The 22,419-nt window shown below is 69.2% G+C and carries 19 protein-coding genes; 4 read left to right on the plus strand and 15 right to left on the minus strand.

The genetic code is table 11. From position 1 onward, the window contains the following. The 5 genes from H4F99_RS07475 to H4F99_RS07495 all read right to left on the minus strand — a co-directional run. A partial coding sequence (locus H4F99_RS07475; protein ID WP_182669126.1) for an SPOR domain-containing protein occupies positions 1 to 726 on the minus strand: 726 nt, incomplete at its 3' end. Between the two features lie 91 nt (positions 727 to 817). After that, entirely contained in the window at positions 818 to 2,107 is a 1,290-nt protein-coding gene (folC, locus tag H4F99_RS07480) for a bifunctional tetrahydrofolate synthase/dihydrofolate synthase (protein WP_182669127.1), read from the minus strand. A gap of 490 nt (positions 2,108 to 2,597) precedes the next feature. Continuing rightward, positions 2,598 to 3,245 (minus strand): histidine phosphatase family protein, encoded by a 648-nt coding sequence (locus tag H4F99_RS07485; protein WP_182669128.1) that lies wholly within the window; start codon positions 3,243 to 3,245, stop codon positions 2,598 to 2,600. 1 nt (position 3,246) lies between these two features. Further along, entirely contained in the window at positions 3,247 to 4,812 is a 1,566-nt protein-coding gene (serA, locus tag H4F99_RS07490) for a phosphoglycerate dehydrogenase (RefSeq protein WP_182669129.1), read from the minus strand. A gap of 757 nt (positions 4,813 to 5,569) precedes the next feature. Beyond that, positions 5,570 to 7,660, minus strand: coding sequence for a S46 family peptidase (locus H4F99_RS07495; RefSeq protein WP_182669386.1), 2,091 nt, complete (start codon positions 7,658 to 7,660; stop codon positions 5,570 to 5,572). Between the two features lie 220 nt (positions 7,661 to 7,880). On the opposite strand from H4F99_RS07495, the gene tdh reads away from it, so the two are divergent. After that, the gene (gene tdh, locus H4F99_RS07500) at positions 7,881 to 8,915 is read left to right on the plus strand and encodes an L-threonine 3-dehydrogenase (protein WP_182669130.1); all 1,035 of its coding nucleotides are present in this window, start codon (positions 7,881 to 7,883) and stop codon (positions 8,913 to 8,915) included. Here tdh and H4F99_RS07505 read toward each other — a convergent pair. After that, positions 8,902 to 9,576, minus strand: coding sequence for a hypothetical protein (locus H4F99_RS07505; protein WP_182669131.1), 675 nt, complete (start codon positions 9,574 to 9,576; stop codon positions 8,902 to 8,904). The two genes, tdh and H4F99_RS07505, sit on opposite strands and share 14 nt — an antisense overlap. 162 nt (positions 9,577 to 9,738) lie before the next feature. On the opposite strand from H4F99_RS07505, the gene kbl reads away from it, so the two are divergent. Beyond that, on the plus strand, positions 9,739 to 10,944 hold the full coding sequence (gene kbl, locus H4F99_RS07510) for a glycine C-acetyltransferase (RefSeq protein ID WP_182669132.1): 1,206 nt from the start codon (positions 9,739 to 9,741) through the stop codon (positions 10,942 to 10,944). A gap of 88 nt (positions 10,945 to 11,032) precedes the next feature. On the opposite strand, the gene H4F99_RS14675 is transcribed toward kbl, so the two are convergent. The 5 genes from H4F99_RS14675 to H4F99_RS07535 form a co-directional block, all read right to left on the minus strand. Next, a complete protein-coding gene (locus H4F99_RS14675) occupies positions 11,033 to 11,389 on the minus strand; it encodes a hypothetical protein (RefSeq protein WP_425488002.1) in 357 nt (118 codons plus the stop codon). A 115-nt stretch (positions 11,390 to 11,504) separates the two neighbouring features. Next, on the minus strand, positions 11,505 to 12,263 hold the full coding sequence (locus H4F99_RS07520) for a pseudouridine synthase (RefSeq protein ID WP_182669133.1): 759 nt from the start codon (positions 12,261 to 12,263) through the stop codon (positions 11,505 to 11,507). Between the two features lie 69 nt (positions 12,264 to 12,332). Next, a complete protein-coding gene (locus H4F99_RS07525) occupies positions 12,333 to 12,842 on the minus strand; it encodes a hypothetical protein (protein WP_182669134.1) in 510 nt (169 codons plus the stop codon). A gap of 192 nt (positions 12,843 to 13,034) precedes the next feature. Next, positions 13,035 to 14,117, minus strand: coding sequence for an OmpA family protein (locus H4F99_RS07530; protein WP_182669135.1), 1,083 nt, complete (start codon positions 14,115 to 14,117; stop codon positions 13,035 to 13,037). A 326-nt stretch (positions 14,118 to 14,443) separates the two neighbouring features. Further along, positions 14,444 to 15,553: an OmpA family protein gene (locus tag H4F99_RS07535; protein WP_182669136.1), complete on the minus strand. Its 1,110-nt coding sequence runs from the start codon at positions 15,551 to 15,553 to the stop codon at positions 14,444 to 14,446. 289 nt (positions 15,554 to 15,842) lie between these two features. Here H4F99_RS07535 and H4F99_RS07540 point away from each other — a divergent pair, with 289 nt between their 5' ends. After that, on the plus strand, positions 15,843 to 17,879 hold the full coding sequence (locus H4F99_RS07540; protein ID WP_182669137.1) for an NADPH-dependent 2,4-dienoyl-CoA reductase: 2,037 nt from the start codon (positions 15,843 to 15,845) through the stop codon (positions 17,877 to 17,879). A 408-nt stretch (positions 17,880 to 18,287) separates the two neighbouring features. Continuing rightward, positions 18,288 to 18,761: a cell wall hydrolase gene (locus H4F99_RS07545; RefSeq protein WP_182669138.1), complete on the plus strand. Its 474-nt coding sequence runs from the start codon at positions 18,288 to 18,290 to the stop codon at positions 18,759 to 18,761. Positions 18,762 to 18,844: 83 nt separating this feature from the next. On the opposite strand, the gene H4F99_RS07550 is transcribed toward H4F99_RS07545, so the two are convergent. The 4 genes from H4F99_RS07550 to H4F99_RS07565 form a co-directional block, all read right to left on the minus strand. Beyond that, on the minus strand, positions 18,845 to 19,315 hold the full coding sequence (locus tag H4F99_RS07550) for a potassium channel family protein (protein ID WP_182669139.1): 471 nt from the start codon (positions 19,313 to 19,315) through the stop codon (positions 18,845 to 18,847). Between the two features lie 67 nt (positions 19,316 to 19,382). Next, on the minus strand, positions 19,383 to 20,537 hold the full coding sequence (gene prpC, locus H4F99_RS07555) for a bifunctional 2-methylcitrate synthase/citrate synthase (protein ID WP_182669140.1): 1,155 nt from the start codon (positions 20,535 to 20,537) through the stop codon (positions 19,383 to 19,385). 274 nt (positions 20,538 to 20,811) lie between these two features. Then, entirely contained in the window at positions 20,812 to 21,699 is an 888-nt protein-coding gene (prpB, locus tag H4F99_RS07560) for a methylisocitrate lyase (protein ID WP_220481082.1), read from the minus strand. Positions 21,700 to 21,769: 70 nt separating this feature from the next. Next, positions 21,770 to 22,381, minus strand: a complete 612-nt coding sequence (locus H4F99_RS07565) for a pseudouridine synthase (protein WP_182669142.1) — start codon at positions 22,379 to 22,381, stop codon at positions 21,770 to 21,772. Positions 22,382 to 22,419: the final 38 nt, after the last annotated feature.

Below are 22,419 nucleotides of genomic sequence, written 5' to 3' on the forward strand. Positions count from 1 at the left end.
GGGCGCGCTGGCGACCGGGGCGGGTTCGGGCGTACGCGCCGGTTCGGGCTCGCGGGCCGGCGGCGGTTCGGCCGGCGCCTGCGCGACCGGGCGGGCCGGCTCGGCGGCGTCGGCCGCATCAGACGGCCCGGCCGGCTCGACCGGTTCGGCATCCAGGGTGACCACGCGCGCGTCGACGCGCGGATTGACCTCGTTGGCGGCGATCCGGGCGATCTCGGCGTCGGCGCGGGTCGCATAGGGACCGATCCGCACGCGGTGCAGGGTGCGGTTGTCGCGGCCGCTGATGGTGTCCTGGTAACCGGGCAGGCCCACCGCCGCCAGCGCCTGCACCACGCGGGTGGCGTCGGCGTCGCTGGCGTAGCTGCCGAAGTTCACCGCATGGTCGCCGGCCGCCGCGCGCGGTGGCAACGCCGCGCCCGCGTCGCCGCCCTCGCCCTCGCCATTGGCCAGCGCGGCGGCATCGGGGTTGCGGGTATCGACGGTCGGCAGCGTGCCGTCGGGCGTCGGCATGCCGACCACGCCGCCTTCCGGCGTCGCGGGCGCGGGCGCCAGCAGGGGCAGTTCGCGGGTCTCGAACTCGCCTTGCGGGCCCTCCGGCATGTCCAGCGGCATGTCGGCCACGCCGCTCTCGGGCGCGGGGCCCTTGATCAGCATGGGCAGGAAGATCACGGCGAGCGCGACCAGGACGATGGCACCGATCAAACGCTGTTTCAGGGCGGGTTCCACAGGCAGGTTCCGTGTCTCGCGGGCCGGGGCGTGTCGCGTGGCGATTATACGCGTGCGACGGCGCCGGCCCGAGCCCCGCCCCTGGCGTCGTTCATCCGCCGCCCGGTCGCGGCCGGGTGTCGCCCAGCCACGCCAGCGCGCGCGCCGCGGTGTGGAACGAGCCCAGCACCAGCACCACGTCGCCCTTCGACGCCGATCCCAGTGCGGCCGACAGGGCCTCGGCGACCCCGGCATGGCGCGTCCCCGCGGCCGCCGCGGTCCCGGCCAGGCGGGCGGCGAACGCCTCCACGTCCAGGCCGCGCGGCCCGGCATCGGCCAGGCCAGCCAGGTGCCAGTGCGCGACCCGCGGCGCGAGGGCCTCGACCACGCCCACGGCATCCTTGTCGCCCAGCGCGGCATACACCGCATGCACCGCGCCGCCGCCATGGCCTTCGAGCGCCTCCGCCAAGACGCGCGCGGCCTGTGGGTTGTGGCCGACGTCGACGAGCACCTCGACGCCGTCGCGCTCCAGCCGCTGCAGCCTTGCGGGCACACGTGCGCCTGCCACGCCTTCGGCAAAGGCGCGTCGCGGCAACTGCAGGTCCAGTGCGCGCAGCGCGGCAATCGCCACCGCGGCATTGCGCAACTGCACCGGCGCTGCCAGTGCGGGCAGCGGCAGCTCCAGTTCGGCGCCGACCTCGCGCCAGGTCCAGCGCTCCGCGCCTGCCTCCGGCGGATCGACGAAGAAGTCGCAGCCGATCCGCAGCGCGCCGGCGCCGATCACGTACGCGCGCCGCAGCACGCTCGACGGCGGATCGTCGTCGCCGAGCACCAGCGGCTTCCAGCCACGCGCGATCCCGGCCTTCTCCGCGCCGATCGCCTCGCGGTCCTCGCCCAGCCAGTCCTGGTGGTCGATGTCGACGGTGGTGATGACCGCGACATCCGGGTCGACGATGTTGGTCGCGTCGAGCCGGCCGCCGAGCCCGACCTCGAGCACGGCCAGGTCGAGACCGGCACGTTCGAACAGCCAGAGCGCGGCCAGGGTGCCGGTCTCGAAATAGGTCAGCGTGGTGCCGCCGCGCGCGGCTTCGATGGCCTCGAAGGCCTCGATCAGCGCCGCGTCGTCGGCGTCGTGGCCTTCGATCCGCACCCGCTCGTTGTAGGCCAGCAGGTGCGGCGAAGTGTAGGCGCCGACGCGCAGGCCGCCCGCCCGGGCGATGGCCTCGATGAAGGCCACGGTCGACCCCTTGCCGTTGGTGCCGCCGACGGTGATGACGTGGCGGGCCGGCCGGCCCAGCCCGAGGCGCGCGGCGACCTCGCGGACACGGTCCAGGCCCATGTCGATGGCGGTGGGATGTTGGTGCTCGATGCGTTCGAGCCAGTCGGCAAGCGTGCGGGGCATGCGCGCATTGTAGGTGCGGCGGATGCGAACGCGGCGGGAAGGCGCGAGCACCCCGGGGGTACTGCGACCCCACCCGGAGGCTCGCGACCGGGCGGTCCCATGCTCGCGCGCGAGATACACCCGGCTCGCGCACGACGGCGGCGGGGCTCGCGCACGACGACCTCCCTGCTCGCGCACGAGCGGCGTTGTGCTCGTGCGCGAACGGTGGGAGCCTCGCGTGCGAGCGGGGTCATGCCCATGCGCGAGCGCAGACATGCCCGCAATACCCCCTTCCGATACCCGAAGCCGGGCAGCAAGGGGCTCGCGCGCGAGCGTGCCGGTGCCCGGCGTCACCCGCGGCGAGGCTCGTGCGCGGAGTTCCTCCCGTTCGCGCGCGACGGTCCCGGTGCTCGCGGGACCCCACCCGGGGGCCCGACGTTGGGCACCGACCCGCTCGCGCGAGGCCAGGACCACCTGCTTCCTCGAGAGTGCCTTCCTTCTCCGACAGGACCTACAGCGCCCGGTGCACCGCCTCGCCGAACAGGTCGGTGTGGTGGCCGCAGTCGTTCAGGCGCACCACGTCCAGGGTGTCGACGCGGTCGCCTTCCAGCAGGTTGAGCGTCGTCGGCGCCTGGCGGAAGGTCCACAGGCGGCGGAACGGGATGCCCAGCAGGTGGCAGAGGATGACCCGGTTGACCGCGTCGTGCGCCACCACCAGCAGCGTGTCCTCCGGCCCCAGACCCTCGGCGGCGCGCACCAGCGCCGGCCACGCGCGGTCGAACACCTGCTGCAGCGACTCACCGCCCTCGCCCGGCATCTGCACCGTCTCCGGCGCCTCGCGCCAGGCCTTCAGCCGCTCCGGGTCTCGCTCATGGATCTCGCTGGCAAGCAGGCCCTCCCACTCGCCGTGGCCGATCTCCATCAGGCCCGCGTCGGTGGTCAGCAGATCGCCACGCTCACCCAGCGCGAGCGCCGCCGTGGTGCGCGCGCGCGACAGCGGCGAGGCCACCGCGCGGGTGATGCCCAGCGCGCGCAGGCGGTCGCCCAGCGCACGCGCCTGGCCTTCGCCGACCGGCGACAGCGGGATGTCTTCCTGGCCCTGGTAGCGGCCCTCGGCGTTCCACGGCGTCTCCCCGTGGCGGGCAAGCAGCACGCGCATGTCAGACCTGCCTCAGCGAGAGGATGCCGGGGGTGGCGGCCAGCGCCGCCAGCTCGTCGTCGGTCACCGGCCGGTCGACCGTGATCGCCGCGCGGGCGTTGCCGTCGCCGGCCGCACCCAGGGCGAAGTTGACGATGTTGACGCCGGCCGCGCCGAGCTTGGAGCCGACCGTGCCGATCATGCCGGGACGGTCCTCGTTGCGCATCAGCAGCACCGGCGCGGCGGGATCGAACTCGATCTCGACGCCGTCCAGGCGCACCACGCGCGGGCCCCGGTGCAGGGTCGCCTCGACCTCGCGCGAACGCGTGCCGTCGTCGATGCGCAGGCGCAGCAGGCGGTCGAAGCCATCGCTGTCGCCGCCGACCGTCTCGGCCACGGTCAGGCCGCGGGCCGCAGCCTCCTGCAGGGCGTTCACCGGGGTGACGCGGCCCGAGGCGGTGCCCATCAGCGAGGCGACCAGCAGGCGGGTCAGCGGCCGGGTGTCCAGGGCGTCGGTGCGGCCGGCATAGGTGATGTGCAGGCGCTCCGGGGCCGGCACCAGACGAGCGGCCAGGCGGCCCAGGGCCGACATCAGCGGCATCCACGGGCCGACCTCGCGCGCCGCCTCGGCGGTCAGCGGCGGCAGGTTGACGCAGCCGGCGACCGCGCCGGTGGCGACGAAGTCGATGATCTGGCGCGCCAGGATGGTGCTGACCGCCTGCTGGGCTTCGCTGGTGGATGCACCGAGGTGCGGGGTCAGGATCAGCTTCTCGTGCTGGCGCAGCGCCGATTCGGTCGCGAGCGGTTCGGTCACGAAGGTGTCGAGCGCGGCGCCGGCCAGATGGCCTTCGTCGAGCAGCTGCAGCAGGGCGGACTCGTCGACCAGGCCACCACGCGCGGCGTTGATGATGTAGGCGCCCTTCTTCATCGAGCGCATGCGCGCCTCGGACAGGAGGTTGGTCGTCTCCTTGGTGCGCGGGATGTGCAGGGTGATGATGTCGGCCCAGGCCAGCAGCTCGTCGAGCGTCTTGAGCGGCACGCTGCCCTTGGCGGCGGCGGCGGCAGGCAGGAAGGGATCGTGCGCGGCGACTTCCATGCCGATGCCGGCGGCCTTGCGGGCAACGGTGCTGCCGATGCGGCCGAGGCCGATGACGCCGAGCTTCTTGCCTTCCAGTTCGAAGCCGGTCAGGCCGGCCTTGGGCCAGCCGCCGGCCTTCATGCCGGCATCGGCGCGCGGGATGTGGCGGGCCATCGCGAACAGCAGGGAGATCGCGTGCTCGGCCGCGGCCAGGGTGTTGCCGTCGGGGGCGTTCATGACGGCGATGCCGCGGGTGGTGGCGGCATCGACGTCGATGGTGTCGACACCGGCGCCGGCACGGCCGATGACCTTGAGCCTGTCGGCCTTGGCCAGCGCGGCGGCGGGCACCTTGGTGGCGGAACGGACGAGGATCGCGTCGACGCCGGCCAGGGTTTCAGCCAGGACATCGGGGTCCTTGATGGGTTCGGGGGCGATCTCGACGTCCCAGCCCGCGTCGCGGAACAGGGTCAAACCGTCTTCGTGGATGCCGTCACAGGCCAGGACTTTCATTGCATGCTCCAGGGGTTGAAGGAAACCCGCGGGTTGCGCATGCAGCCGGCACGACGGTGGGACCGGTGGCGTCGATCGGAGCGTCCCTGGGGACGTCCGGGTCCGGCGCCTGGGGCGATGGACCGGGTGGTGCTGCCACTGATCGGGAAACGGGGCCGGCTGGCATGGGAATCCGCGATGGCGGCAAGCCTAGCAGACCGATGCCGCGATGCAACGGTTACGTCGGAAACGGGGTGGCGCGCAAACTAGTGTCTTGCTCCCGATTGCGTGGAGACTTTCGGGCGCAAGCCGATGAGCCAGGGATTCGCGTGACACGCCGTAAACCCCCGCTTCGCGGGTCCTGCCCTCCGGCATAGCCTCCGGGCGTTCGGCTGCGCGCGAAGCAATGCTTCGCAAACGCGCTGCCTTACCCATGGGGGCTCGGGCGCGGCGTCCATGCCGCGCACGGTCACGCGAATCCCTGGCTCACCGGCTCTCTGTCAGGAGGCTGATGTTTGAGGATAGAGCCATCAGAAGCCATTACCTCCACGTTTGCAGTAGGCGCCGGCCGTTGGGATGGGGGTTGCGGAGAGCAGACCATGGATGGTCTGCGCCCCGACTTAAAGACAGGACGTCGTCAGGAGGGCGTAGCAACCCCCATCCCAACGGCCGGCGACTCCATCCAAAGAAGGTCCCCACGATCAGATGAAGCACCGAAACAAAGACGCCCCCGGCCAGGCCGGGGGCGTTCTCGTCACTTGCCGGTCGAGTGCCGCGCTCAGTCCTTCTCGGGCACGCCCATTTCCGCCAGCACCTGCGGGGCCGGGTAGACCTCCTGCATGATCCAGCGCATGTAGCGCTGGTCGACCGCGATCATCCGGGTCATGGTCGGGTCGAACACCCAGTTGCTGCTGACCGACTCCCAGTTGCCGTCGAACGCCAGGCCGACCAGCTTGCCGCGCGCGTCCAGCACCGGCGAACCCGAGTTGCCGCCGGTGATGTCGAGGTCGGACAGGAAGTTCACCGGCACCGTGCCGAGCTTGCGGTCGGCCAGGCCGCCATGATTCTTCGCCGCGATGGCGTCCAGCAAGGCCTGCGGGGCATCGAACGGCGCCTCGCCGGTGGCCTTGGCCGCCACCTGTTCCAGCTTCGTGAAGGGGGCCTGCACGCTGCCGTCGACCTTGGTGTAGCCCATCACGTTGCCGAAGGTGATGCGCAGCGACGAGTTGGCATCGGGATAGACGTACTCGCCCTGGCTGGCCTTATAGTCGGCCACCGCCTGCAGGTAGGTCGGGCGCGCCAGCAGCGCGTCGCCGGCCCGCACCTTGCCCTCGCGTTCCAGCTCGAGCAGGGTCGGCATGGTCGCGACCGCGAGCCTGATCGCGGGGTCCTGGTTCTTCTCGAAGTCCTCGCGGCTGGCCTCCATCAGGCCCAGCCGGTACTCGGTAATGCCGAGGTTCGTCTTCGCCAGACGGTCCAGCGCATGCTCGACCGCCGCCACGTCATCGCCACCGAGCCATTCGTCCAGCGCGGCGACGCGTTGTTCCGCCGGCAGCTTGATGTACTCGCGCAGCCAGTATTCCTGCAGCTGGCGGTCCATCGCCGGGTCGTAGCGGCGCTCCATCTGCCGCAGTGCACCCTCGAAGCCCGGGCGGTCGCGCTCCTGGTAGCCCTGCTCGCGGTCGACGTCGGGCTTGGCCTGCTCGATCGACCGGCGGTAGAGCTGGATGGCGGCGCCGATCGTGCCGGTGCTGCGGAGCTGCGACAGCACCAGGTCGCGGTCGCGGGTGGCACGCGCCTGCGCGTCGAGCGCCACGAGGGTGGCGTGGGCATCGAGGGCCGCCTGGCCTTCGGCGCCCTGCTCGCCCAGCCAGGCCAGGACCTTGGCTTCCTCGGCGTGCTTGGTGGCGGCGGCATCGATGCGGCGGAAGCCCTCGAGCTGGCCGTCGTAGTTCTTCATCGCGTTCTGCCAGCCGCGTACGGTGCTGGCGTACTTGACCGCGATGTCGGGATTCTCCAGGCCGGCCGCCTCGACCATCGCGACCAGTCGCTTGTAGTGCGCGCCGACGGTCGGGTAACCCCATCCGGCGGTCTCGTCGAACTGCTCGGCCAGCGCGTAGCGCGAGGTGCGGCCCGGGTAGCCGGCCACCATCACGAAGTCACCGGCCTCCAGCGGACGGTCGGCGACCTCCAGCCAGTGCTTCGGCTCGTAAGGCACGTTGGCCTCGCTGTACGGCGCCGGCTTGCCATCCGGCCCGACATAGGCGCGGTAGAAGGAGAAGTCGCCGGTGTGGCGTGGCCACATCCAGTTGTCGATCTCGCCACCGTAGTTGCCGATGCTGCCCGGAGGCGCATAGACCAGGCGCACGTCGGTGATCTCGAGGTTGCGGAACAGGCGGTAGGTGTTGCCGCCGGAGAAGCTGTAGAGGCGGCAGCGGTAGCCGGCCTCGGCCTCGCACTGCGCGACCAGCTGCTTCTCCAGGCGGTCCAGGGCCTCGGTACGGGCCAGGCCGTCCGGCGCGGCGGCGATGGCCGCGCGCACCCGCTCGGTCACGTCCTGGATCGAGTCCAGCGCGTAGATGCGCGCGTTGGGGCCCGCGGAGACCTCCTCGCCCGGCGTGCCGGCGTTGAAGCCGTCTGCCATCAGGTTGCTCTCCGGGGTCGAGTTCAGCTGGATCGCGCCGTATGCGCAGTGGTGGTTGGTGACCACCAGGCCCTTGGGCGAGACGAAGCTGGCGGTGCAGCCGCCCAGCGAGACCACCGCCCCCATCGGGTCGCCGGTCAGGTCGGCCAGCTGCTGGGGACGCAGCCTCAGGCCGGCGTCGCGCAGCGGCTTGGCGATCTCCGGCAGCTGCTGGGGGACCCACATGCCTTCGCCGGCCACGGCGGTTCCGACAATCGCCGACGCGGCACAGGCGGCCGCCAACAGATGCTTGCGCATTCACACACTCCGGTTTGCGTTCGACCGACGAGTGTAGCGGCTGGCGCCCCACCGGGTCCCTGACAGAGGTCATGCCTGAACGGTCCGGGCCGGGTGCGGTGGCGGCAGGCGATATAATCGTCCGGTTCCCACGCCGCACCGAGACCCCATGAGCCAAACGATGAAAGCCCTGGTCAAGCGCGAAGCCGGCAAGGGCATCTGGATGGAAGACGTCCCGGTCCCGACGCCCGGCCCGAACGACGTGCTGATCAAGCTGGAGAAGACCGCGATCTGCGGCACCGACCTGCACATCTACCTGTGGGACGAATGGAGCCAGCGCACGATCCAGCCGGGCCTGGTCATCGGCCACGAGTTCGTCGGCCGCATCGTCGAGGTCGGCGACGCGGTCACCGGCTACCGGGTCGGCCAGCGCGTGTCGGCCGAGGGCCACATCGTCTGCGGCCACTGCCGCAACTGCCGCGCCGGCAAGCAGCACCTGTGCCCCAACACCGTCGGCATCGGCGTGAACCGGAACGGTGCCTTCGCCGAGTACATGGTGATGCCGGCCAGCAACCTGTGGCCGATCCCCGACCAGATCCCGAGCGAGCTGGCCGCCTTCTTCGACCCTTACGGCAATGCCGCGCACTGCGCGCTGGAGTTCGACGTGGTGGGCGAGGACGTGCTGATCACCGGCGCGGGCCCGATCGGCGTGATTGCCGCCGGCATCTGCAAGCACATCGGCGCACGCAACGTCGTCGTCACCGACATCAACGACTACCGGCTGAAGCTCGCCGCCGACATGGGCGCCACGCGCGTCGTCAATGTCGCCAACACCTCGTTGAAGGACGTCATGGCCGACCTGCACATGGAAGGCTTCGACGTGGGCCTGGAGATGAGCGGCAACCCGCGCGCGTTCGGCGACATGCTCGACTGCATGTACCACGGCGGCAGGATCGCGATGCTCGGCATCATGCCGAAGGGCGCGGGCGTCGACTGGGACAAGATCATCTTCAAGGGGCTGACCCTGCACGGCATCTACGGCCGGAAGATGTACGAGACCTGGTACAAGATGACCCAGCTGGTGCTCAGCGGCTTCCCGCTCGGCAAGGTCCTCACCCACCAGCTGCCGATCGACGACTTCCAGGAAGGCTTCGAGCTGATGGAATCCGGCAAGTCCGGCAAGGTCGTCCTCAGCTGGAACTGAGCCGCGGGCGGTGGCGTTCGCGCCACCACGCCCAGGCGAACACCAGGAACATCGCGGTCAGCCACAGGCCGAGCTGCCACTCGAGGCGGTTCTCCCAGTGGTCGCGTGCGGTGGGGTCGGCCACCGTCGCCGACGCGACCACGCTGGCCACGCCCAGCCCCAGCATGCCCACCGCGACGAACTGCAGGGGCCTGAACGCCGGGGCGCCGCGCCACGCGCGCGACATCCGCTTCAGCACGGCCATCAGGGCCAGGAAGGTGCCGCCGAAGTACACGGTGATGCCGTAGCGACGCAGGAGCCGGTACACCTCGCCCTCGCTGCCGAGGAAGCTCGCGTACAGCACCAGGAACGCCGCGGCGACCACGCCCAGCGCCGCCACCGCGACCGCATCGCGGCCGCTATGCGCGCGCAGCCAGCCGCGGGCCTGCCACCAGAACAGCGCCTGCAGGCCGGCCGCCGGCAGCATCAGCACCTTGAACACGACGTTGCCGACGCCTTCGCGCGCGGCACGGCTGATCGACGTGCAGCCGTCGAGGTACGGGATGCAGGCGGGAACCCAGCCATCCCGCACCGACAGCCACAACGCGAGATGCCCGGCCAGCAGCGGCAACAGCGCGCACAGCAGGGGCAGCCACGCAGGCGGTACGGCCTTGGGTGCCACGCGTCGATCCATGGGGCCGATGGTAGTAGAAGCGTGGGTAGTGGAAGTGTGGGTAGTGGAAGCGTGGGTAGTCGAGGCACGCGTCCGGCGCCGGTGGCCGCCACCGCCAGCCGATAGAATGGCGCCCTCCCCCGTTCCAACCGCGCTTCACCGGAGCCCGCCATGACCGACACCGCCCCCGCCTCGCTCACTGCCCACTACGCCACGGAGCTCGACGCGATCCGCGAGCAGGGCCTGTTCAAGGCCGAGCGCATCATCACCAGTCCGCAGTCGGCGGAGATCACCCTGGCAGATGGCCGCACCGTGCTGAATTTCTGCGCCAACAACTACCTGGGCCTGGCCGACCATCCGGAGGTGATCGCCGCCGCCAAGGAGGCCCTCGACAGCCATGGGTTCGGCATGGCCTCCGTGCGTTTCATCTGCGGTACGCAGGACCTCCACAAGCAGCTCGAACAGACCATCGCCGACTTCTTCGGCACCGAGGACACCATCCTCTACGCCGCCTGCTTCGATGCGAATGGCGGCCTGTTCGAGCCGCTGCTGGGGCCGGAGGACGCGATCATCTCCGACGCGCTCAACCACGCCTCGATCATCGACGGCGTCCGCCTGTGCAAGGCGCAGCGCTTCCGCTACGCCAACTGCGACATGGCCGACCTCGAGGCGCAGCTGCAGGCCGCCGACGCCGCCGGATGCCGGACCAAGCTGATCACGACCGACGGCGTGTTCTCGATGGACGGCTTCATCGCGCCACTCGACGAAATCACCGCGCTGGCGAAGAAGTACGGTGCGCTGGTCCACATCGACGAGTGCCATGCGACCGGCTTCCTCGGCGCGAACGGCAAGGGTTCGGCCGAGGTCAAGGGCGTGCTCGATCGCATCGACATCATCACCGGCACGCTCGGCAAGGCCATGGGCGGTGCACTGGGCGGCTTCACCACCGCCAAGCGCGAAGTGATCGAGATGCTGCGCCAGCGCTCGCGCCCCTACCTGTTCTCGAACTCGCTGCCGCCGCACGTGGTCGCGGCGGGCATCAAGGCGTTCGAGATGCTGTCCAGCGCCGGCGAGCTGCGTGAAAGACTGGCTGAAAACACCGCCTACTTCCGCGAGAAGATGACCGCGGCGGGTTTCGACCTGAAGCCGGGCGTGCACCCGATCGTCCCGGTCATGCTGTACGACGCACCGCTGGCGCAGAAATTCGCCGGGCGCCTGCTCGAGGAAGGCATCTACGCGATCGGCTTCTTCTTCCCCGTGGTGCCGAAGGGCCAGGCCCGCATCCGCACCCAGATGAGCGCGGCGCATACCCGCGAGCACCTGGACCAGGCGATCGACGCCTTCACCCGCATCGGGCGCGAACTCGGCGTGATCTGAGCTGCCCGTCGCATCGTCAGGAACGAAAAGGCCCCGCTGTCGCCAGCGGGGCCTTCTGCATTTGAGCGGTCAGGCGCTCGGGCGGCGCTTACTCGCCGTCCACGGCCTCCTGGACCGGCGCTTCCGCTTCGACCGCACCCGCGGTTGCGACGGCCGGCGCAGCGGCGGCACCCGAACCCCGCGCAACGCGGACGCCGCGCGCCTTCATCCAGGCGTCGAACTCGTCCGCCGTCATCTGACGGCCTTCCTGGTGCATGTTGAAGCGGTACGGCGCGTTGTCGTGCTCGGTACGCGGCGTGTAGCTGTTCGGATCGATGGTCGTCGCCTGCGCGGCGGCGGGCGCCGGCTCGGCGGCCGTGGCGGTCGGAGCGGCCGCGTCCTGGGCCTGGGCGGCGCCGGCGAGCAGTCCGAACAGGGCGGTGGCGAGCAGTACGTTCTTGCGCATGGTCATGTCCCCGAAAAATGAACCCCAACAAAGGTAACGGGAAGATTAACGCCTCGGAACGCGACATGCATGTGGATAAACGGTGAAGACGCGCACGTTCCACCACATCCGGCGTTCAGGATGCGGCGCGATCCGCCGGTTCAGCTTCGGCCGGACGGCCCAACGCCTGGACCTCGGCCGGCTCCAGGAGGCGCCAGGCCCCCTTCGGCAGCGGACCCAGCGCAAGCGGCCCGATGGCCACGCGAACCAGCCGCAGGACGGGCAGGTCGAAGGCCGCGAGGAGACGTCGGATCTGCCGGTTGCGGCCCTCGTCCAGCACGATTTCCAGCCACGCGTTGCGCGCACCGGTGCGCAGGATGCGCGCTTCCAGCGCCGACAGGTGCTCGCCCTCGTCGTGTACGCCCGCCTCCAGGCGCGCGAGCAGGTCCGTCCCAGGCTGTCCGCTCACCTGGACGTGGTAGGTCTTGTGGGGCCCGCGTAACGGGTCCGCAATCGCCGCCGCCCATGCGGTGTCGTTACTGAACAGGAGCAGGCCTTCGCTCGCCTTGTCGAGCCGCCCCACCGGCGCGAGCCAGGGCAAGCGGGGGTCTTCAAGACAGCGGTAGACGGTCTCGCGCCCTTTCTCGTCGCGGACCGTGGTGACCAGTCCCCGTGGCTTGTTGAGCACCAGGTAGACGCGGTCGGCCGCGCGCAGCGGGTGGCCGTCCACGCTGATGTGCTGGCCGTCGCCACTGATCGGGAACTCCGGGTCGTGGACAGGGCGACCGTCGACGCGGACGCGACCGGCGCGCACCCAGCGCGCGGCTTCAGTACGCGAACATACGCCCTGCTTGGAGAGGATACGGGCAAGGCCGTGGCGAGCCGGGGGACGCATCGCAGGGCCTCAGAAAGACAACGGCCGCGAATGCGGCCGCCGCTCGGTCAGTGAGTGGAACGGCACGGACTACTCTTCTCCTTCTCCCTCGCCCGGCTCCAGCACCGGGGGGGCCGCCACGGCGGCCGGTGGGGGTGCGCCCTTCGCGACGCGCACGCCGCGCGACTTCATCCAGGCGTCGAACTCTTCCGCGGTCATCCGCTTGCCTCCCTGGTTCATGTCGAAGCGCCAGGGTGCATTGTCGAACTCGGTGCGGGGGACATAGGCCGCCGGGCTTCCTGCGTCGGCAACGGGCGCGGCAGCGGGAAGCGCGCTGGCAATGGTCTGCTGGCAGCTTTCCAGCTTCAACCGGTAGACCACCTGGTCGACGCCCTGCGTGGCGTCATACGCAGGGGCCAGCACCCCGGCCGGGGCGCCGAGCGGCTGGCTCGGCGCAGTGAGGACGTCGGATATCGGCGCCAGCATGGTGTCCTGGGCCGCCAATGGCCGCGGCTTCGGCAGGGCGTCGCAGGGCGTATTGGCCGAGACCGTGGGCATGGCTGCGACCGACAGGAGCAACAGGGACAGGCGACGGCGCATGGCGACTCCTCCTCGGGGGATATCCAGGGCGCACGCAGGGTGCATCCGGGCAGGACACGAGTTTAGGCGCGGGCCGGGCGCCCCACAACCGACGACGTCGCGGTTCGCCATTGGCGAGGCCGCGGAACGAAGAAGCCCGGCACAGGGCCGGGCTTCCTCGGAACCAGTAACGGGCGAACCCGTCGGCCTGGATCAGTTCTGCACGTTCAGCTCGGTGCGGCGGTTGGTCTCGCTCTTGCACCCCGGCAGGTTCTGATCGGTCGGCTCCAGCGGACGGCTCTCGCCGTAACCGATCGGACCGATCAGACGCGACGCGTCCACGCCATTGCTGGTCAGGTAGTCGTACACCGCAGTGGCGCGACGCTCCGACAGCTTCTGGTTGTACGCATCCGCACCGCACAGGTCGGTGTGACCCGCCACTTCGACGCGCAGCTCCGGATAGCGACGCAGGATCTCGGTCGCCTCCGACAGGATCGCCACGGCGTCCGGACGCAGGGTCGCCTTGTCGAAGTCGAAGTTCACGCCCTTCAGATCGATCGTCACCGGAACCGGGCAACCGTCCGGACCGATGGTCTGGCCGGCCTGCGAACCCGGGCACTTGTCGTCGCAGTTGTTGACGCCGTCACCGTCGTCGTCCAGGTCCGCGCAGCTCGGCACCGGCGCCGGCGGCGGCGGAGCGGTCTCGAGGTCACCCAGCGGGATCACGACGCCGACCGAGGCCAGCACGTCGCCGAACCAGTCGGCGTCCGGCTCACCGTTGACGCTCTCGCCGTCGAAGTCACCGCGGTAGGCGACTTCTGCACGCAGCTTGGCGCGGCTGCCGACGTTGCCCTGCACGCCGAAACCGACCTTGGCGGCAAAGTTGCTGTTCTCGCGCTCACCCGGGGAGTCCGGGCTCGGGAACGCATCGTACTCTTCCTCGGCGCGCTGCATGCCGACGCCGAACAGGGCGTACGGGGCCCAGTTGCGGCCTTCCTGCGTGAAGTGGCGACGCAGGTCGAACGAGATGCCGTACTGGCTCCAGTTCAGGTCCTGGTTGGCATCGACGCGCGGGTTCTGGTAGTTCAGCTCACCGTCCAGCGACCAGTGCTCGCTGAGCTGCTTGCCAACGCCAGCCGACACGAACGGAGCGTTGCGGGTGCCGCGCTCATTGTCCTGCAGGTTGAAGCCAGTGGCGCCGGTCAGGTACCAGCGGTCGTCGAAATCCTGCGCGCCGGCAACCTGCGAGAAAGCCAGGCCCGCGAGCATGGCGGTGCTCAACAAGCGGATCTTCATCATCACACTCCTTAACGATATAGCGGTCATGGACCAGTCGGGATCAGTACGTCACGGCACTTCAACAACACAGCACGCGCCTGGCCGGGCTCCTGCCTGTGCCGCGGTCGCTGGCCGTTCGCATCATACACAGTCAAGATGATTGTTAAAACAGATTAACGGACGCCGTCCATTCATTCAGTATCGCTTCATTCTGCAGGCGACCCGGCCGCATCTGCGGCCCCACCCGCGTGCCCCGGAAGCCCACGTTCCACCTTTCACGAAGAAGCCCGGCACGGGGCCGGGCTTCTTCGGAACCAGTAACGGGACGAACCCGTTGGCCTGGATCAGTTCTGCACGTTCAGCTCGGTGCGGCGGTTGGTCTCGCTCTTGCACCCCGGCAGGTTCTGGTCGGTCGGCTCCAGCGGACGGCTCTCGCCGTAACCGATCGGACCGATCAGACGCGACGCATCCACGCCATTGCTGGTCAGGTAGTCGTAGACCGCAGTCGCACGACGCTCCGACAGGCCCTGGTTGTACGCATCCGCACCGCACAGGTCGGTGTGACCCGCCACTTCGACGCGCAGCTCCGGATAGCGACGCAGGATCTCGGTCGCCTCCGACAGGATCGCCACGGCGTCCGGACGCAGGGTCGCCTTGTCGAAGTCGAAGTTCACGCCCTTCAGGTCGATCGTCACCGGAACCGGGCAGCCGTCCGGACCGATGGTCTGGCCGGCCTGCGAACCCGGGCACTTGTCGTCGCAGTTGTTGACGCCGTCACCGTCGTCGTCCAGGTCCGCGCAGCTCGGCACCGGCGCCGGCGGCGGGGCGGCCATCGGCTCCGGCCCCAGCGGCACCACCACGCCGACCGAAGCCAGCACGTCGCCGTACCAGTCTTCGCCGTCGTTGTTCTCCGGGAACGGGTCGTCATTGACGAGCTGGGCGCGCGTGCCGTCGATGCCGACGGCGCGGTAGGCCAGCTCGGCCCGCAGGCGGGCGCGGCCAGCATGGCCCTGCACACCGGCGCCGAGCTTCAGGGCGGCAGCGCCCTCTTCTTCCTCGTACGGAGAATCCGGATTCGGGAAGTTGTCGATCTCGATCTCCTCGCGCTGGTAGCCCAGACCCATCAGCAGGTACGGGGCCCAGTCACGCCCTTCTTCGATGAAGTGGTAACGGGCATCGAAGGAGATGCCGTACTGGCTCCAGTTGAGGTCCTGGTTGCTGTCCCAGTTCGGGTTCTGGTAGTTCAGTTCGCCGTCGATCGACCAGTTCGGGCTGACGAACTTGCCCAGGCCCAGGCTGGCGAACGGCGCGTTGCGCGTGTTGCGGTCGTTGTCCTGGATGTTGAAACCGGCGGCACCGGTCAGGTACCAGCGATCATCGTAGTCTTGCGCACTCGCAACCTGGGCGACGCCCAGTCCACCCAGCAGGGCGGCGCAGAGGAGTTTCTTATTCATCTGTAGCTCCTGATTTCAGTCAAATTTGGAAACACGCGTCTGCGAGGATCCATACCGTCGGGACGGTCACCCATATAGGACGCCATCGGGGCGCAGATTAGGCGCGGCACCGTGAAAGCCGTGTTTACGAGGCACTAACAATTTCACTGCATCTTCGATACGCCGACGGACGGTGGAAATCGCGCTTGCCGCCTTGCAAAGATCGGGGCCCGGACCCTCGCCAGCGGCGAAACTTGAATCCGGTGCCGGAAGCCGGCATCGTCCTTTTTCCATACGCATCCGTATCCGCATGACCCCCTCCACGCCAGCCCCTTCGCCCTACCCCCATCTGTTCACGCCGCTCGACCTGGGCTTCTGCACCCTGCCCAACCGCGTGCTGATGGGCTCGATGCACACCGGGCTGGAAGACAAGGCCGCGGACTTCCCGAAGCTGGCGGCCTATTTCGCGGAACGCGCGGCAGGCGGCGTGGGGCTGATCGTGACCGGCGGCTTTTCGCCCAACATGGTCGGGTGGCTCAAACCGTTCGGGGGTACGCTGCGCTGGCCGTGGGAAGCGCGGAAACACCGCCAGGTCACCCGTGCCGTGCAAAGCCATGGGTCGCGCATCTGCCTGCAGATCCTGCATTCGGGCCGTTATGGCTACCACCCGCTGCAGGTCGCGCCTTCGAAGCTCAAGGCGCCGATCAATCCCTTCACCCCGCGGGCGCTCTCCGCGCGGGGCATCGAACGGCAGATCGCCGCGTTCGTGCGCACCGCACAGCTCGCGCGCGAGGGCGGGTACGACGGGGTCGAAGTGATGGGCTCGGAGGGCTACCTGCTCAACCAGTTCACCGCGCCGCGCACCAATCGTCGCGACGACGCCTGGGGCGGCGATGGCGCGCGCCGGCGGCGCTTCGCGGTGGAGATCGTGCGGCGCATCCGCGAGGCCTGCGGGCCGGACTTCATCATCATCTACCGGCTGTCGATGCTCGACCTGGTCGACAATGGCCTGGCATGGGATGAAGTGGTCGCCCAGGCGCGGGATATCGAGGCAGCGGGCGCGACGCTCATCAATACCGGCATCGGCTGGCATGAAGCGCGCGTCCCGACCATCGTCACCTCCGTGCCCCGTGCGGCCTTCGCCGGCATCACCGGCCGGTTGAAGCCGCATGTGTCGACGCCGCTGGTCACCACCAACCGGATCAACATGCCGGACGTGGCGGAGGCCATCCTCGCCCGCGGCGAGGCGGACATGGTGTCGATGGCGCGGCCCCTGCTGGCGGACCCGCACTGGGTCGCCAAGGCGCGCGACGCGCGCGCGGACGACATCAACACCTGCATCGCCTGCAACCAGGCCTGCCTGGACCACGTGTTCGAGAACAAGCGCGCGAGTTGCCTGGTCAACCCGCGTGCCTGCGCCGAGACCGAGTTGAACTACCTGCCGGCGACCCGCCCGCGACGCGTCGCCGTGGTCGGCGCGGGACCGGCCGGCCTCGCCTGCGCGACGCTCGCGGCACAGCGGGGGCACCACGTCACGCTGTTCGACGAGTCCGCCGAGATCGGGGGCCAGTTCAACCTGGCCAAGCGCATTCCCGGCAAGGAGGAGTTCCACGAGACCCTGCGTTACTTCCGCCGGCGTATCGAGCAGACCGGTGTGGAACTGCGCCTCGACACGCGCGCCGACGCAGCGACGCTCGAAGGCTTCGACGCGGTGGTCCTCGCGACGGGCATCCAGCCGCGCAAAGTGACGTTTGCCGGGGCGGAACACCCCAAGGTCGTCAGCTACGTCGATGTGCTGCGCGGGCGCGTGGTGCCGGGCCGGAAAGTCGCCATCATCGGCGCCGGCGGCATCGGCTTCGACGTGGCGGAGTACCTCGTGCACGATGGCCCCTCCCCGTCCCTCGACGCCAAGGCGTGGCGCGCCGAGTGGGGCGTCGACCTGGCCTATGTGGACAACCGCGGGGGCCTGCTCCCACCTCGTCCGGAGCCGCCCTCGCGCGAGGTCTGGCTGCTGCAGCGCTCTCCCGGCAAGCCTGGCCGCCGCCTGGGCAAGACCACGGGCTGGATCCACCGGGCCACGTTGAAAGGCAAGGGCGTGAAGATGCTCGGGAGCGTGGAATACCGGAGCGTGGACGACGCCGGCCTGCATGTGACGGTGGATGGCGAGGAGAAGTGCCTGCCGGTCGACCACGTCATCGTGTGTGCGGGGCAGGAACCGCACCGGCCGCTGGCGGACTGCCTTCCGCCGAATGCAGAAGTGCATGTGATCGGCGGTGCCGACGTGGCGGCGGAGCTCGATGCCAAGCGGGCCATCGACCAGGCCAGCCGCCTGGCGGCCCGGCTGTAGCGCCGCATTCCTGCACCCTGTCGTTCAGGAAACCCGCCGCTCGGATTCTCCCGGGGGAGCCTTGCGGGGCAAGGCTTTCGGGATAATATGAGCGCTGGATAAATCTTGACCAATCCGTGACTTAGCTGAGCCATTCAGCTTGAGTTTAATAAGTGGCGTTTACCTTGCGCGCACTTTTGGCAGCCGCCCATCCCGCGGCAGACCCACACCGTCCGCCGATGGCGACGCGGTGCCCGGGGGCCAAGCGCGCCTTCAGAGCCGCCGCCCCGACGTAATGCGATTCCCGCAATCCGGCCCGGCAGGTCCATCGCCGCCCGGACAAAACGCCAGGTCGATCCGTACCGACGCTACCGCCCGCGATGGACGGGACGCTGGAGTGCGGTTCGACGCAACGAAGTTGGAGTTCTCATGAAGTTGGCCTGGATCCTCTGGTTGGCCTCCGTCCTACCGCCCAGCACCGCCGATTCGCTCTGCCTGAGCGCCACGCTGTACCTCGAAGCCCGCGACCAGTCGGTCACCGGCCAGCAGGCCGTCGCCGAGGTGGCCCTGCGCCGCCGCGACAGCGGCCTGTGGGGCGACAGCCTGTGCGAGGTGGTGACCGCCCGCAAACAGTTCGCGCCCACCATCGTGTCCCCGAACACGCGCCTCAGCAACGTGGACGCCTGGGGTGAGGCCGTCACGGTCGCCCTCGAGGCCGAACGCAACTGGGCGCTGCCTGCCGGCGAGCGCCGCGAAGTCGTGCCCGGGGCGAGCCACTTCCTGGCCCACAACATCGCCAGCCCAAGCTGGCGGAATGCCTACCAGGTCGCGCGCATCGGCGACCATACCTTCCTGCAGGTGCAGAAGCTCAAGCCGCGCACCCCGGCGCCACCCGCCACCTGATCCCGGGTGCCATCCGCGACGCCGAACGGGCCAGCCAAGTGCTGGCCCGTCTTCGTTGAGGCCCGTGCAATGGGCCGCGGCGTTCAACGCCGTCGATCGACCCCGTGGTTGTCCTTCCAGTACTGCGTCATCTCCAGGTAGGTGAACGACGCTGACCAGGTGATCAGCATCAGGCCCACCAGCGCCTCGGTCCCCGCCAGCAGGCGGATCGGGCCCATCGGCACCATGTCGCCGAAGCCGACGGTCGTATAGACCATCGCGGAGAAGTAGATCGAGTCGAACAGGTTGTGCGGGTGCATGCCGTCGACTTGCCCGACCCCCGCGTAGCCCAGCAGCAGGTAGTACGCGAGGCCGAAGACCCAGATCTCGAAGACATGCAGCGCCAGCAGCCACAGGTTGGCGACCACCAGCCTGCGCCTCCCCGCCCCTTCCGCGTGGCGGCTGTTGTACAGCGCGATCCGGCTGAGCACCTCGTAATGGCAGAGGATGACGATGCCGACCGCGGCCAACGTCGCGGCCACGATCATCAGGTTGGTGGGCCAGTCGTCGTACATGCATCCGCTCCCGCCGGAAAAGGAAAGGCCCGGCATGCCGGGCCTTCCTTCGATCCACGTTGCGCGATCAGCGCTTGTCGATCGCCACGTAGTCGCGATCCTCGGGACCGGTGTAGTTCGCACTCGGCCGGATGATCTTGCCATCCTCGCGCTGTTCGATCACGTGGGCGCTCCAGCCGGTGGTGCGGGCGATCACGAACAGCGGGGTGAACATCGGCGTCGGGATGCCCATCATGTGGTAGGCCGATGCGCTGTACCAGTCGAGGTTCGGGAACATCTTCTTGGTGTCCATCATCAGCGTCTCGATGCGCTCGGACACGTCGAACAGCGTCGTGTTGCCCCCGTCCGTGCACAGCGCGCGGCTGATCTCCTTGATGATCGGGTTGCGCGGGTCGCCGATCGTGTACACCGGGTGGCCGAAGCCGATGATGATCTCCTTGCGCTCCATGCGCGCGCGGATGTCGGCCTCGGCCTCGTCGGCGCTGTTGTAGCGGCTGATGATGTCCATCGCCACTTCGTTCGCGCCGCCGTGCTTGGGGCCGCGCAGCGCGCCGATCGCACCGGTGATGCACGAGTGCAGGTCGGAGCCGGTGCCGGCGATCACGCGCGCGGTGAACGTCGAGGCGTTGAACTCGTGCTCGGCATAGAGGATCAGCGACTTGTCCAGCGAGTCCGCGTGCAGTGCGCTCGGCGGCTCGCCGTGCAGCAGGTGGAGGAAGTGCGCGGCGACGCTGTCATCGTCGGTCTCGACCTCGATCCGGCGGCCATTGCGGGTGAAGTGCCACCAGTACAGCAGCATCGAACCGAAACTTGCGATCAACGTGTCGGCGATGTCACGGGCTTCCGCTGGCGGATGGCCATCGCGTTCCGGCAGCACGGTGCCGAGCACTGAACAACCGGTGCGCAGTACGTCCATCGGGTGCGCGTTGGCCGGCACCAGTTCGAGGGCTTCCGAGACGATCGCCGGCAGGCCACGCAGCCGTTTCAATTTGGCCTTGTAGGCCTTCAGCTGGGAGCTCGTGGGCAGCACGCCATGCACCAGCAGGTGGGCGACTTCCTCGAAGCTCGACTTCGTCGCCAGGTCATGGATGTCGTAGCCGCGGTAGTGCAGGTCGTTGCCGCTGCGACCCACGGTGCACAGTGCGGTGTTGCCGGCGGCGGTGCCGCTCAGGGCAACGGACTTCTTCGGCTTGGGCTTGGCCGCTTGGGCGGTGTCGCTCATGTGTATTCTCCTGCGGGAATTCGTGGGATGGACCAGGGTCCGGGACGGTCGACCGTCCGGCCTGCGCCTGGCCGCTGCGTGCGGGGCCACGCGTTGTCATAGATCGACAGCACACTGGCCTGGAGGCGACCGCGGGCGGTCGCGACGGTCGTGGCGCGCCGGATCGCGCGCGCCACGACCGATGGGCAACGGGACGTGCCGGCGGAGGCCGATGCAGGGGGTCCGCAAGGCGGGCATCTGTTCGCTCCGTCGGCCGACCATTCCGCCATGATCGTCAGGACTTGCCGCGCGCGAACAGCGCGTCGAGCTTGTCCTCGTAGGCGTGGTAGCCGAGGAAATCGTACAGCTCGGCCCGCGTCTGCAGCGTGTCGATGATGCCCTTCTGCGTGCCTTCGCGGCGGACGGTCTCGTAGAAGTGCAGCGCCGCCTTGTTCATCGCCCGGTAGGCGCCGCAGCAGTACAGCGCGATGTCGACACCTGCCTCGCGGAGCTCATCCGTCGTGAAGAACGGGGTGGAACCGAACTCGGTCAGGTTGGCCAGGATCGGCACCTTCACCGCGGCCTTGAACTTCCGGTAGTCGTCCAGCGATTTCATCGCCTCGGGGAAGATCATGTCAGCACCCGCTTCGACGTAGGCCACCGCGCGTTCGATCGCGCTGTCCAGGCCCTCGGTCGCCGCGGCATCGGTACGCGCCATGATCACGAAGCCGTCGTCGGTACGGGCATCGACGGCGGCCTTCACGCGGTCGACCATCTCGCCGGTCGGCACCACTTCCTTGCCCGGCCGGTGGCCACAACGCTTCTGGCCGACCTGGTCCTCCATGTGGACCGCGGCGACTCCGACGTTGATGAAGGACCGGACCGTGCGCGCGATGTTGAACGCGCCGCCCCAGCCGGTGTCGATGTCGACCAGCAACGGCATGTCCGTGGCGTCGACGATGCGGCGTGCGTCGGTCAGGACATCTTCCATCGTGCTGATGCCCAGGTCGGGCATGCCCAGCGAGTTGGCGGCGACGCCGCCGCCCGACAGGTACAGCGCCTTGTAGCCGGTGCGCCTGGCCATCAGGCCGGCGTAAGCGGTGATGGCGCCCATCACCTGCAACGGGGACTCTTCGGCGACGGCGGCGCGGAAACGGGCGCCGCGGGACGGTGCGTGGCTCATGGCATCTCCTCGTGGACCCAGCATTCTAGCCGACGCGACCCGGCGGGCCCCGTGCCTTTCGCTGGCCCGCTCAGAATGGGGGCCGGCTTTCGAATGCCACCGGGTTGCCGTTCGCCGGATGCAGGAAGGCCAGCCGAGATGCGTGCAGCAGGACGCGCGCACGGGGCTCCGCTCCGTAGAGCGTATCGCCCTGGATCGGGTGCCCGATGCTGGCCAGGTGGAGCCTGAGCTGGTGACTGCGACCGGTGACTGGCTGGAGCGCGAGGCGGGTCGAGCCGGCGTGTCGCTCCAGGACGCGCCAGCGCGTCAACGAAGGTTTACCGACCTCATGGTCGACCTTCTGCTTTGGACGGTTCGGCCAGTCGCAGATGAGGGGAAGCGCGATCTCGCCGGCGTCCCCTTCGATCTCACCTTCGACCACCGCCACGTAATCCTTGCAGACCTCGCGGCGTTCGAACATCCCGGCGAGTGCACGCTGCATGTCCTTGCCGATCGCATGGACCATCAGCCCGCTGGTCACCTGGTCCAGCCGATGCACCGTCAACGCATCGGGATGGATCGCCTGCAGGCGCGAGACCACGCAGTCCCGGTTCTCCGGCAGGCGACCCGGTACCGACAACAATCCCGCGGGCTTGTCGACGATGAGGAGATGCGCATCGGCATGGATCAGGTCGATCGACATGGACATCCATTGCGGACCGGGCCCATGGGATCTGCGCC

This window comes from Marilutibacter penaei (genome assembly GCF_014145395.1).
GTDB lineage: Bacteria > Pseudomonadota > Gammaproteobacteria > Xanthomonadales > Xanthomonadaceae > Marilutibacter > Marilutibacter penaei.